This window comes from Pantoea sp. CFCC18179 (assembly GCF_059412405.1).
The window spans coordinates 13,847-26,083 of record NZ_JBNBPM010000015.1 but is presented as its reverse complement, the minus strand read 5'-3'; the positions used below and the strand labels follow the sequence as shown (position 1 = coordinate 26,083).

At 54.1% G+C, this 12,237-nt stretch carries 11 protein-coding genes; 5 read left to right on the top strand and 6 right to left on the bottom strand.

The features are described 5' to 3' along the window. Positions 1–5 precede the first annotated feature (5 nt). On the top strand, positions 6–1,685 hold the full coding sequence (gene betA, locus ACPUC7_RS20820; protein WP_494924333.1) for a choline dehydrogenase: 1,680 nt from the start codon (positions 6–8) through the stop codon (positions 1,683–1,685). Positions 1,686–1,921: 236 nt separating this feature from the next. Beyond that, a complete protein-coding gene (locus ACPUC7_RS20815; RefSeq protein ID WP_494924332.1) occupies positions 1,922–2,842 on the top strand; it encodes an alpha/beta hydrolase in 921 nt (306 codons plus the stop codon). Here the strand turns inward: ACPUC7_RS20815 and biuH are convergent. The 4 genes from biuH to ACPUC7_RS20795 form a co-directional block, all read right to left on the bottom strand. Continuing rightward, complete coding sequence (gene biuH, locus ACPUC7_RS20810; protein ID WP_494924331.1) at positions 2,813–3,496, bottom strand: biuret amidohydrolase; 684 nt, start codon at positions 3,494–3,496, stop codon at positions 2,813–2,815. The genes ACPUC7_RS20815 and biuH overlap by 30 nt on opposite strands. Next, positions 3,489–4,799: a purine-cytosine permease family protein gene (locus tag ACPUC7_RS20805; RefSeq protein WP_494924330.1), complete on the bottom strand. Its 1,311-nt coding sequence runs from the start codon at positions 4,797–4,799 to the stop codon at positions 3,489–3,491. Before ACPUC7_RS20805 ends, biuH begins: the two co-directional genes overlap by 8 nt. Next, positions 4,792–6,240: an amidase gene (locus tag ACPUC7_RS20800; protein ID WP_494924329.1), complete on the bottom strand. Its 1,449-nt coding sequence runs from the start codon at positions 6,238–6,240 to the stop codon at positions 4,792–4,794. The genes ACPUC7_RS20805 and ACPUC7_RS20800 overlap by 8 nt, the downstream gene beginning before the upstream one ends. A 263-nt stretch (positions 6,241–6,503) precedes the next feature. Then, on the bottom strand, positions 6,504–7,397 hold the full coding sequence (locus ACPUC7_RS20795) for a LysR family transcriptional regulator (RefSeq protein ID WP_494924328.1): 894 nt from the start codon (positions 7,395–7,397) through the stop codon (positions 6,504–6,506). Between the two features lie 97 nt (positions 7,398–7,494). On the opposite strand from ACPUC7_RS20795, the gene ACPUC7_RS20790 reads away from it, so the two are divergent. After that, on the top strand, positions 7,495–8,544 hold the full coding sequence (locus ACPUC7_RS20790; RefSeq protein ID WP_494924327.1) for an SDR family oxidoreductase: 1,050 nt from the start codon (positions 7,495–7,497) through the stop codon (positions 8,542–8,544). A 42-nt stretch (positions 8,545–8,586) separates the two neighbouring features. Here the strand turns inward: ACPUC7_RS20790 and ACPUC7_RS20785 are convergent, their stop codons facing one another. Next, on the bottom strand, positions 8,587–8,922 hold the full coding sequence (locus tag ACPUC7_RS20785) for a DMT family transporter (protein WP_343551133.1): 336 nt from the start codon (positions 8,920–8,922) through the stop codon (positions 8,587–8,589). Between the two features lie 139 nt (positions 8,923–9,061). Between ACPUC7_RS20785 and ACPUC7_RS20780 the strand changes: the two genes are divergently transcribed. Beyond that, on the top strand, positions 9,062–10,132 hold the full coding sequence (locus ACPUC7_RS20780) for an ABC transporter substrate-binding protein (RefSeq protein ID WP_494924326.1): 1,071 nt from the start codon (positions 9,062–9,064) through the stop codon (positions 10,130–10,132). Then, positions 10,101–10,823 carry a substrate-binding domain-containing protein gene (locus tag ACPUC7_RS20775; RefSeq protein ID WP_494924325.1) on the top strand — a complete coding sequence of 241 codons (723 nt, stop codon included), beginning with the start codon at positions 10,101–10,103 and terminating at the stop codon, positions 10,821–10,823. The genes ACPUC7_RS20780 and ACPUC7_RS20775 overlap by 32 nt, the downstream gene beginning before the upstream one ends. A 9-nt stretch (positions 10,824–10,832) precedes the next feature. Here ACPUC7_RS20775 and ACPUC7_RS20770 read toward each other — a convergent pair whose 3' ends face one another. Further along, positions 10,833–12,173: an HdeD family acid-resistance protein gene (locus tag ACPUC7_RS20770; protein ID WP_494924324.1), complete on the bottom strand. Its 1,341-nt coding sequence runs from the start codon at positions 12,171–12,173 to the stop codon at positions 10,833–10,835. Between the last annotated feature and the right edge of the window lie 64 nt (positions 12,174–12,237).

Below are 12,237 nucleotides of genomic sequence, written 5' to 3'. Positions count from 1 at the left end.
GACTAATGGAATTTGATTACATCATTATCGGAGCCGGATCCGCAGGGAACGTTTTGGCAACAAGACTGACCGAAGATAGCAGCGTTAACGTGTTGCTTTTAGAAGCGGGCGGCCCAGATTACCGCTTCGATTTCCGTACGCAGATGCCTGCGGCGCTGGCTTACCCATTACAGGGCAAGCGATACAATTGGGCGTATGAAACTGAACCTGAGCCTTTCATGAATAACCGCCGCATGGAGTGTGGACGCGGCAAAGGATTGGGCGGCTCGTCGCTAATTAACGGTATGTGTTACATCCGCGGTAATGCGATGGATCTGGATAATTGGGCCAAAGAACCTGGCCTGGAAAACTGGAGCTATCTCAACTGCCTGCCCTATTATCGCAAGTCTGAAACGCGTGATATTGGCGCCAATGATTATCATGGCGGCGAAGGCCCAGTCAGCATCACCACCTGCAAACCGGGCAACAATCCGCTGTTTGCGGCGATGATTGAAGCCGGTGTACAAGCGGGTTATCCACGTACCGACGATCTTAACGGCTATCAGCAAGAAGGCTTTGGCCCGATGGATCGCTTCGTGACGCCGAAAGGACGTCGTTCCAGCACCGCGCGCGGCTATCTCGATACCGCTAAAGTGCGTCCGAACCTGAAAATCATCACCCACGCCACCACCGACCGCATTTTGTTTGAAGGCAAGCGTGCCGTCGGCGTGCAGTATTTGCAGGGCGCGAGCAATACCTCGCATAACGTTTACGCACGCCGCGAAGTGCTGCTGTGTGCGGGTGCGATTGCCTCGCCTCAAATTCTGCAACGTTCCGGCGTTGGCGCGGCGGAACTGCTGAAACAGTTCGATATTCCGTTGGTGCATGATCTGCCAGGCGTGGGCGAGAATTTGCAGGATCACCTGGAAATGTACCTGCAATACGAGTGTAAAGAACCCGTGTCGCTCTACCCCGCGCTGAAATGGTGGAATCAGCCAAAAATCGGTGCGGAATGGTTGTTTAACGGCACCGGCGTTGGTGCCAGCAATCACTTCGAAGGCGGCGGCTTTATTCGCAGCCGTGAAGAGTTTAGCTGGCCGAATATTCAGTATCACTTCTTGCCGGTGGCGATTAATTACAATGGTTCGAATGCGGTAGAAGCACATGGATTCCAGTGTCACGTTGGCTCGATGCGCTCACCAAGTCGTGGACACGTGCGCCTGAAATCACGCGATCCGCGTCGCGATCCGGCAATTCTGTTTAATTACATGTCACACGAACAGGATTGGCAGGAATTCCGCGATGCGATTCGTATTACGCGTCAAATCATTAATCAACCGGCGCTGGATAAATATCGCGGCGCTGAAATCAGCCCAGGTTTGGATTGTCAAACTGATGAGCAATTGGATGAGTTTGTGCGTAATCACGGCGAAACCGCCTATCACCCGTGCGGCACCTGCAAAATGGGCAGCGATGAGATGGCGGTTGTGGATGGCGAAGGCCGCGTGCACGGTGTTGAAGCGTTACGCGTGGTTGATGCTTCAATCATGCCGCTGATCATCACCGGCAATCTAAACGCCACCACCATTATGATTGGCGAAAAAATCGCGGATAACATTCGCGGTCGTGAGCCATTGGCGCGCAGCGAAGCGGATTACTTCGTTGCCGGCGAAATGCCGGTGCGTGCAGAACCGATGCGCGGGTAAATCTTGTCTTAGGGCGGCATTCTGTCGCCCTATTCTCTTTGCTGTTAATCACACTGTTAGAAATTAAATCGCACAGAAGATTAGGTGTGAGTAAGATTTCAAAACATAAAAGTATGTTGTAACTATAACCACTAATTTCCTTTCTCGTCGCATTTGGACATACAAATCCACATACGCTTCATCTTCTCTGCCGATTTCTCTGCTTCAATACACATCCCATTTGATGAGGATTCGCCATGCATCGCCGTGATTTTCTTTCGTGTCTTGCGCTTACTGCTTTAAGTGCGCGAAGTGGATTATCTTTCGCGACCGCAGCGCCTGTAGCGCGGCAAGTTTTACCGTTGTGGCCTGATTTACCACCCGGCGGCGGCCGTCCTGCTGGCAGTCTGGAGATATCGCATAAAGGCGCCCAGCGCAACATCATCACGCCAACACTCACCATTTTAACGCCAGCAAAACCTAACGGACATGCCGTGTTGATTGCCGCCGGCGGTGGCTACACGCGCATCGAAATGGCGAAAGAGGCGTGGCCTGCCGCAACATGGTTGACCGCGCGCGGCTATATCGCCTATATGTTGAGCTATCGCCTGCCGCATGAAGGTTGGAAAGACGGTGCGCTGGTTTCGTTACAGGATGCACAGCGCGCATTACGCATACTGCATCAGCGGGAAAAAAATGTCAGCGTACTGGGATTTTCGGCGGGCGGGCATCTGCTCGGCATGGCGGTAACACGCCCGGATTTCCGCTCTTACATGGCAACCGATGCGCTGGATAATTTGCCCGCCAGCGCCGATCGCGCGGCGTTGATTTATCCGATTATCACGCTAGAAGCGCCCTACACGCATACCTCGACCCACAAAATTCTGGTCGGCAAACAGGCCAGCGCCAGCGCCGATGCCGCCTGGTCAGTGCAAGAGTTTGTTAATCCGCAATCGCCGCCCTTCTTTCTGGTGCAGGCAGAAGACGATCCGATTTCCGATCCGCACAACACATTGATTATGGCCGCTGCCTGCCAGCGCCAACATGTGCCGGTTGAGATGCATCGCTACAGCAGCGGCGGCCACGGATTTAGCATGGGAAGACCCGGCACACCAACAATTCAGTGGCCGGTTATGTATGAAAAATGGCTAAGCCAATCCCGTCAGCAACGTCTGTGAACTGGCCACCGCGCCAAAAATTCCGCCCTGCATGTGGATCATGCTCAACGCCGCTTCATGATGTTTTAACTCAGTCGCGGCGCAGCAATCTGATAGCACCAAACATTCGAAGCCGCGATCGTTGGCTTCGCGTAACGTGGTATGCACGCAGACATCAGTGGTGATGCCGCTGATGATCAGATTACGGATGCCGCGACTGCGCAGAATCAATTCCAAATCGGTGGCGTAAAACGAACCTTTGCCGGGTTTATCGATAATGATTTCGCCGGGCAACGGCGCCAATTCGGGAATGATCTCCCAACCCGGTTCGCCGCGCACCAGGATGCGACCGCATGGACCTGGTGCACCAATCTCCGCCTGCATGCGCTTGGAACGCCAGCGTTTATTGGCAGGCAAGTCACTCAAATCCGGACGATGTCCTTCGCGGGTATGGATGATCGGGAAACCCAATTCACGCATCGCGGCTAACACACGTTGCAGCGGCTCGATGGGTGCACGGGTGAGCGCGATGTCGTAGCCCATGCTATCCACGTAACCGCCTTTGCCACAGAAATCGGTTTGCATATCGATGACGATCAGCGCGGTATCCGCCGCGCTGCAACGTCCATCAAAAGGCCACGAATACGGGGTTGAATCAATGGCAAAATCAGGCATTTTTCTGCTCCATCAGGTTAACCGCGCTTTCGCGTTTCAATTTCACAATCAGCGTGTAGCTAATCGCCGCAGTCACCAATCCGATCACCGCTTCCCCAAACTGCGGGAATTCAATGTGCGCGATCACCGCACACAAACTTCCAATTGCCCAAGCCGCAAAGGCGCTGCCGCGCAGACGGCGCATTTTGCGCTGTTCGCTGACTTTCGCCATGAAGATCAAATCCACGATCATCACGGCACCAAACGGCGGTACCACGATGCCGAGCAAACTTAACCATTCCAGGAAATAAGACCACACGCCCGCCAGCGCCAGTGCGCCACCGATCACCCCGAGAATCACCGTCCACAAACGCATTTTGCTGCTGAACAGATGGCTGAAACCGACTGCGCCGTTGTACAGGCAATGCGTGCACACCGAGCCAAGATTGATAAACACAAACAGGAAAGCGACCACCGAAAGCCACATGCCGTGGCCCATCAGCATCGGCAGGAAATTACCGCCGTTGTTGACCGGATCAACCGCTGCGCCCACCGCGACAATCACCACACCAAACAGGTATGAAATCATGTTAGCCACTGGGAAGGCCGAAAACGCGGCGATTACCGCCGATTTGCCATCTTTCGACCAGCGAGTGAAATCAGCCGTCATGGTGCCGGAATCGGCAAAACCAGCGACCACCATCGTCACTGCGGTGCCCATACTCATCGCGCCGACTGCGCTGCTGCTGCCGCTAAATTGCGTGATGGTACTGAAATCATGATCTTTGCCAATAAACCACAGCGCTACGACACCGAGAACCACAAACAACGGCGCAGCAATCATGCCAAGTACTGACAACGCGCGCACGCCGAGGAAGGTAATCGCGGTATACAGCACCATGGCGAATGCCGTTACCGCCAGCGCGTTCCAACCAAAGGTTTGATTGATGACTGTGCCGGTTAAGCCGGTTTGGAAGGCGTACCAGCCAATCACCACGGTAGATAGAAAGCCCGAAACCAGGATGTAACCTTTGGTGCCAAAGGTGCGTTTGGCTTGCAGCGCGAAGTTCATGCCGGTATTGCCCGCAAACCAACTCAGCGCGCCGACGTAGGCAAACAGCACCAGATTACCGAGCAGAATTGCCAGCAGCGCCGGCCAAAAACCTAAGTGCCAGGTGATGATGCCGCCGAACAGCGCGTTGGTGAGGATCATCGGGAAACCAAACCACACCGCTGAGACAGAACCGGTTGAATGACGATGGCTAAGCGGTACCGGTTCGTGCTCGAACTCCTGCTCCAGCGCAGGTGAATTTTTGTTAGTCATGGGCAACTCCGATTGAAGCAGGAAGAATGTGATTCCATGGTTGAATGCGCTCGAAGGCAGCACTTGCCGCCAGCACCAGGCCATCGTCCAAATGACGACCTACGATTTGCATGCCAATCGGCAATCCGCTGGCAGTGAAACCCGCCGGAACCGACGCCGCCGGTTGGCCGGTGAAATTGAAAGGGAAACAGAACGACAGCCAGTGATCGTTGCGCACCATGCGACCATCGATAATCTCTGGCCCCTGCATGTTGAGCGGGAACGGCGGCACCGCCAGCGTGGGCGACAGCAGCAGATCGTAATGCTGCATAAAACGCCACATCTGATTGCACAGTTTCTTGCGCGTGGTATTGGCATCAGTGAAGTGCTCAGCGCGCCATTCACGTTGCAACATGGTGGAGAGATGCGGCGACATCTGCGATCCCAGCGCAGTTTGCATCTGACGCATGCCGGTCAGATCGCTTTCAAACGCCACCAGCGCGGCAAAGGTGGCGCCCTCATCGGCGATTCCGGGATCGACTTCATCCAGCTCTGCACCCAGTTCACGGGCAAAGCGCCGTGCAGCCTGAGTGACAACGTCACGCACTTCGGGATCGACAACGATATAACCGAAGTCCGCGCTAAAGGCGATGCGCAAGCCGCTAAGTGGTTTCTCCAGCGACGCCAGCCAATCAACATCGCTGCATGGAATCGAGTGGCGGTCGCGCATATCCGGTCCGGCCATCACAGACATCATGAGCGCGCTGTCGCGCACGCTACGCGTCATTGGGCCGATGTGTTCAAGAGATTCCCAACTTGAGACGCCGGGATAACGTTCATCGCGGCAGCCGGGCCACAGCGGTACGCGTCCCATCGAGGCTTTCAGCCCATATACGCCACAATGGGCCGCCGGAATGCGTACCGATCCGCCGCCATCGCTGCCAAGCGCAATCGGACATAAACGTGCAGCCAACGCCGCACCGGAACCGGCACTCGAACCGCCTGGCGTTTTACTCAAATCCCACGGATTGCGTGGCGATGGAAATAGCGGATTGTGCCCCACGCCGCTATAACCAAACTCCGGCGCGGTGGTTTTGCCGAGCAACACCGCATCGGCGGCCAGCAGGCGTTCGACGGTAATATCGTCCTCTTCCGGGACGAAATCTGCGTAGGCAACCGAACCTGAGGTGGTTTTCACGCCAGCGGTGCAAATCAAATCTTTCACCGCCAGCGGCACACCCGCCAACGCGCCTAAGGTTTCGCCACGCGCACGGCGTGCATCGATCGCCGCCGCCTGTTGCAGCGCCAGTTGCGGCGTAGCGGTACAAAACGCCTGAATCTTTGGCTCGCGCTGCTCCATACGATCAATAGTGGCCTGCGTCAGTTCTCGTGCCGATACCTCACCGCTGCGCACTAACGCTGCCAGCGTGGTGGCATCTTCATCCAACAGTGCATCAAACATACGAATACTCCCGATTTATGACTTATCAGGAAGGTTGCAGTTAACGTGCCAAAATGGTTGGAAGATGCAGGCGCTGCGAACAAAGCCAGATGGGATACGCTCTTGGATACAAGATCGAATACTTATGTTTCTTTACCAAGCAGCATTAGAGGTGATTGGCACGAAAATGGCGCAGCGATGCGCCATGATGGATAGGTCGGTCACCATAGCGCGATATTCTGTAGGGTCGCCATTTATGGTGACCGTCCTGGATACAAACATCACTAAACGGCTAAGTCCGCCACAACCTGTTCGATGAGTTCTACCACGCGTCTAACGCGCAACGGAATAAACCGCGCATCAGGAAAAACGGCATACAGAAAGCGGTCCGGCAGACGATATTCCGGCAGAATTCGTACCAACCTTGCCGTTTTCAGCGCCTCACTCACCAGCGGCAACTGCATTCCACCGACGCCAAGATTGGCTTGCAGCGCCTGTAGCAGACCTTCACTGCTATTAGCGCGGAACACGGTATTCACTTTCAGCGTCACGCTTTGTTGTTTATCGCTGATTAGGCGCAGCGGGGCATCTTGTGCAATCGCGCTGAAACGCACATATGGCTGCTGAGCCAACTGCTCAAGCGTGGTGATCGGTTGATCGCGCACACGTTCTGATGCAGCAAACAGCGGCGTTTCTATACGCGATAAAAAACGCGCTGCATATTGTTCCGGTGGGGTTTCGCTGAGCCGCAGTGCAATATCGACGCGTTCGCTCACCACATCCACAATCCGATCGTCTAACGCAAGGGTGAGGTGAAGTTCCGGGTTGAGCCGTTGCAAATTCAATAAATGCGGCAAAAAAAGCTGCCCCAACCCGCTGGGAAGCTGAATATGCACCTTGCCTTTGAGCGCTTGCTGCACCGGACGAAGCTGGCCTTCTACTTCTTGCATCGCGGCAAGCAGCGGCCGCATCTGCTGCAAATAGCGTTCGCCCTGTTCGGTTAATGCCATGGCGCGCGTGGTGCGATGCAATAAAACCACGCCAAGCTCATCCTCTAGCGCTGCAATTTGCTGGCTCACAGCTGACTGCTTCATGCCACTTTGGCGTGCCGCCGCCGAAAATGATCCGGCTTCAGCCACACAAATAAAGGAGTTGATGGCGTTGAGTTTGTTATTCATTTAATGATTTTTCTGATAAGTGACATCGAGTTTGAGGGATATCAGCAATAAAAATAATAGATAACACTGGGCGTGTCTTGTTCTGAGGAGAAAAAACATGTCGCAGGAAAATCGTGTTGCGTTAGTTGCGGGGGCAACCAGCATTGTCGGCCGCCAATTGATCAAAACGCTGCGCCAGCAGCAATGGCAGGTCATCGGATTATCACGTCACTCATCCACAGATAACACTATTCCGATCATCGAAGTCGATTTACTGGACGCGAAACACAGCGCAAAAGCATTGTCGCCGCTTAATCAGATTACCCATATATTCTACAGCGCCTGGCTGAATGCCGCCAATTGGCAGGAGATGGTTGAACCGAATGTCACGATGCTGCGCAACGTGGTGACGCAAATCGAAAACGTCGCGCCGTTACGCAGTGTGAGTTTGATGCAGGGCTACAAAGTGTACGGCGCGCATTTAGGGGCGTTCAAAACGCCCGCGCGGGAAAGCGATCCCGGCGTTCCCGGTGCCGAATTCAACGCAGAGCAGTTGCGCTGGCTGCGTGAACATCAACACGCTAAAAGCTGGTATTGGCAAGCGCTGCGCCCCGGCGTGGTCGGCAGCGCAGCCACCGGCAACGCCATGAATCTGGCACTGAGCATCGCGATTTACGCCTCATTGTGCAAAGCACAAGGTTTGCCATTGCGTTTTCCCGCTTCGTGGCAGACGTGGAATAGCATGGTAGATCATACCGATGCAGACTTACTGGCGCAGGCCACATTATGGGCGGCTGATGCCCCCAACGCGCGCAATCAGGCGTTCAATATTAACAATGGTGATTTATGGCGCTGGAGTGAGTTATGGCCCGCGATAGCAGATTGGTTTGGTTTGGAAATGGCACCCGCGGTCAACTTATCTTTTCAGCAGCTTTTTAAGGATTATCGCGATGTATGGCATGAGTTAGCCGCGCAGCATCAACTCGCCGAATCAGACATTTTACAGCTCAATAATGGGCAGTTTGCCGATTTTGTCTTCAGTTGGGATTACGACATGTTTGGCGATGGCAGCAAACTCCGGCGCGCAGGTTTCAATAGTTATCGCGCCACGGACCAGATGTTTTTTGATCTGTTCGCAAAACTGCGCGCGGCGCGGATTATCCCATAATCCCCTCAAGGGAAGCGTCTGCTTCCCTTCTCTATTAGACGATCAATGCAGAATGGTTTTGGAGAAAACCTGAATCACCACAATACCCAAACCAATCAACATCAAGCCCGCCAGCGCCGGCCAGTCGAGTTTCTGCCCATAAAAGAGATACGACATGATCGAGACCAGAAAAATGCCCATGCCAGCCCAAATTGAATAGGCGATGCCGACATTCATCTGTTTGACCACTTGCGACAGACCATAAAACGAGATGGCATAACCGATCACCACCACCGCACTGGGAATCAGGCGTGTGAATCCCTGGGAAGCCTTCATCATGGTGGTCGCCACTGTCTCGGCCAGAATCGATATCGCCAATATCACGTAAACGCTTTTCATGTCTTTATTCCCTATACATGTCAGTTAAAAAAGTAACTCGTTGATTCCGCACCAAAGCGTAGCAACTCAATCACAAACATTCATATCCAGCCCTAATTAACCGCTATATAATCCACTGCACAACGTACAAGGAGCGATTATGCAGCCCATTTTTAGCCGGGTTCTTCTGGCCGGTTTACTCACTTTCACCTCGCTACACAGCTATGCCAGCCGTGTCGTCACTGACCAAATTGGTCGCCAGGTCACCATTCCCGACGAAGTGGATCGCGTGGTGGTGTTACAACATCAGACGCTGAACTTACTGGTGCAACTCAACGCCACAGATAAAATTGTCGGCATTCTGGCGAACTGGAAACAGCAACTGGGCGATGGTTACGCGCAGTTGGTGCCAGAACTCACCCACAAAGCGATGTTGGGCGATCTCACGCATGTCGATCTCGAACAACTGGTGGCGCTGCATCCGCAAGTGGTGTTCGTCACCAACTATGCACCGAAAGAGATGATCGACCAGATTTCCGCGCTGGGTATTCCGGTACTGGCGATTTCGCTCCGTCATGATGACGCCGGTCAGCAAAGCAAAATCAATCCCAGCATGAACAATGAAGATCAAGCTTACGATCTTGGCATTAAACAAGGCATCACGCTGATTGGTGATGTGGTTAACAAGCCGCAGCAAGCGAAACAATTAATCGATGCCGCTTTTGCTGGCCGCAAATTGGTTAGCGATCGGCTAAAAAATCTTCCTGAACAACAACGGGTGCGCGCCTATATGGCTAACCCCGATCTCACCACCTATGGTTCCGGCAAATATACCGGGTTGATGATGGCGCACGCGGGTGCCTTAAATGTCGCCGCCGCTACCGTGCAAGGCTTTAAACAAGTCAGCATGGAACAAGTGGTGGCGTGGAATCCGCAGGTGATTTTCGTGCAGGATCGCTATCCGCAAGTGGTGCAGGAAATTAAGCAAGATCCGCGCTGGCAGACGATTGATGCGGTGAAAAACCATCAGGTTTGGCTGATGCCAGAGTACGCCAAAGCGTGGGGCTATCCGATGCCAGAAGCTATTGGTCTAGGTGAATTGTGGATGGCGAAGAAACTCTATCCAGAAAAATTCCGTGATATCGACATGCAACAGCAAGCCGATAATTGGTATCAACGCTTCTATCGGACGCATTACCATGACAACGCTACACATCTTGGCAGCCGGTAGTTTGCGCGCAGTGTGGCCGGATTTAACAGCGGCTTTCAGCGCGCAATCTGGCTACAGGGTAACCACTGATTTTGGTCCGGCGGGCCTGTTACGCCAACGGATTGAGGCGGGCGAACGCTGCGATTTTTTTGCCTCTGCTAACCGGCTTCATCCTGAAGCGCTGTTGCAGCAACAGCGAGCCGATCAGGTGGGTATATTTGCCGCAAACACGCTGTGCTTGACGTTTAAACGTGACATCGTCACGCCAGAGTGTGACTGGTTATCGCTATTAATGCGCGACGATTTACGTCTAGCCACCTCAACGCCGCTGTGTGATCCCTCGGGTGATTACACTTGGCAGCTGTTTGATAACATTGAAATGCGCCATGCGGGATGGGGTGAAAAACTTCGGCAAAAAGCACAGCCGCTGGTTGGAGGAACGATCAGCCTCCCGGTTCCCTCGGGTGAGCTCGCCGCGCAGTGGCTGATTGAACAGCAACACGCGGAGATGTTTATCGGTTACAGCAGCTATGCGCCGCGTTTGCGACATTGTGCGCAGTTGCAGGTATTTGAAATTCCAGCCCCCTACAACGTTCAGGCGGAATATGGCTGGGCGCGCTGTTCGCAGGCCGCCCAGCCTTTCGCCGCGTTTCTTAGCTCCGACATCGCGCAAGATTTGTTACGGCAACACGGCTTTCAATCCATCAACTGAAAGCCGCATTCAAGGATCAGTGGCCGAACGTTTGCTGCTGATCTGGTTGAGAATCTCTGCACGCAGGCCGTTAAGTGCTCGACTGTAACGGCTATAACGATTGTCGGGTGCCAGCACATGACGCAGCAGAATGCAGTAATCCATCACTAAACCGGGTGTCCATGTCATGCCTTCTGCACGACTGCGCACCAGGCTTAATAGCCAGAAGTCGGGATTAAACAACACCCAAAATCCCTTCAATCCGCGTTCACCCAGCAATCCTTCTGTCGCCACATCAACCGCTTGCATCACGCTTGTAGAACAATTGCGCGAAGTGAGGTTGTAGCGCGTATCGCTGGCATTGCTCTGCCAATAATTGCGCAGGGCTTGCTGATTGTAATGTTGCAACGTCAGACGCTTATCAGGGCGACACCACGCTTTGATCTCTTTCTCCAGCGACGGCAGGAAACAGCCTTCGACATCAAATTCCTCTTTCGCCCGCAGCGTTTTCAGGAAGCCACGAAAATCGCGTGAAACATCGTCCGCCGGATACAGGCTGATATACATCTCATCGCCCATTTCCAGTGAGGTATGCCCGGTTGACACTTCACCACGGTGATCAATCGCCGCAACCCAGCGATCAAACCAGGGACGACGCCCAATCACATCGCCGGAACCGACCGGTGTCCAAATATAGACATTGAGCGGCGTGGTCGGCGATTGTTGGCTGATGGGTGGATGAACGTAGCCTAATCCGTGCGGGGCGCGCAGGCCGGTGCGGGTAAACAACGGCAACGCCGTAACGCTGGTGTTGATCGGTAACGCATGGATTTGCGCCGCCATCACCAGCAGATTGATTCCCCAACCCACCAGCAGCAGGGCAAAACCCAACGGCACGATCACATGTGGTGAAAGCGGCCAATCGGCGGCAATAAAGATGCTGAGCGCCATTTCCGCGCAGCCCAGCGTCAGCTTGCGTGTCCAGCGGCGACAGCGCATCAGACAGCAAGAGATGACGCGGAAACCGCCATCCAGCAAAAATACCGCGGCAAACACCAGCGAAATACACAGGCCGCTATCGTGCGGCACCAGAAATACTGCCGCGCCGAAAACAATTAACGCCGCTGATTTGGCGAGCGACGGCCAGGCAATCCCCGCCGGTGCATAGATGGCACTGAGCGCCTCCGCGCCGCCTTCCAATACCAAAAACATTCCCAGCACATACAGCGGGAACGACACGCTGCCATGCTGCAATAAATCGATCACGATGCCGGCGCTGGCGGCGACACACATCACGCCCAACCCGGCGAGATAAGGCCAACCTGACCTGAGTGCTGGCCCGCCCATCAGAAGAAACAGTAGTCGCAACAAAGAAACACCCCAGCATTTAACTCTTAATTCAGCACGTTCTGTAGACGCGAGTTTTCAGCAGGAG

What these genes read in the sequence shown, in the direction of transcription:
- betA (WP_494924333.1), top strand. Translation starts at nt 6, where the DNA reads ATGGAATTTGATTACATCATTATCGGAGCCGGATCCGCAGGGAACGTT.
- ACPUC7_RS20780 (WP_494924326.1), top strand. Translation starts at nt 9,062, where the DNA reads ATGCAGCCCATTTTTAGCCGGGTTCTTCTGGCCGGTTTACTCACTTTC.
- ACPUC7_RS20785 (WP_343551133.1), bottom strand. Translation starts at nt 8,922, where the DNA reads ATGAAAAGCGTTTACGTGATATTGGCGATATCGATTCTGGCCGAGACA.
- ACPUC7_RS20815 (WP_494924332.1), top strand. Translation starts at nt 1,922, where the DNA reads ATGCATCGCCGTGATTTTCTTTCGTGTCTTGCGCTTACTGCTTTAAGT.
- ACPUC7_RS20790 (WP_494924327.1), top strand. Translation starts at nt 7,495, where the DNA reads ATGTCGCAGGAAAATCGTGTTGCGTTAGTTGCGGGGGCAACCAGCATT.
- ACPUC7_RS20775 (WP_494924325.1), top strand. Translation starts at nt 10,101, where the DNA reads ATGACAACGCTACACATCTTGGCAGCCGGTAGTTTGCGCGCAGTGTGG.
- ACPUC7_RS20805 (WP_494924330.1), bottom strand. Translation starts at nt 4,799, where the DNA reads ATGACTAACAAAAATTCACCTGCGCTGGAGCAGGAGTTCGAGCACGAA.
- ACPUC7_RS20800 (WP_494924329.1), bottom strand. Translation starts at nt 6,240, where the DNA reads ATGTTTGATGCACTGTTGGATGAAGATGCCACCACGCTGGCAGCGTTA.
- biuH (WP_494924331.1), bottom strand. Translation starts at nt 3,496, where the DNA reads ATGCCTGATTTTGCCATTGATTCAACCCCGTATTCGTGGCCTTTTGAT.
- ACPUC7_RS20795 (WP_494924328.1), bottom strand. Translation starts at nt 7,397, where the DNA reads ATGAATAACAAACTCAACGCCATCAACTCCTTTATTTGTGTGGCTGAA.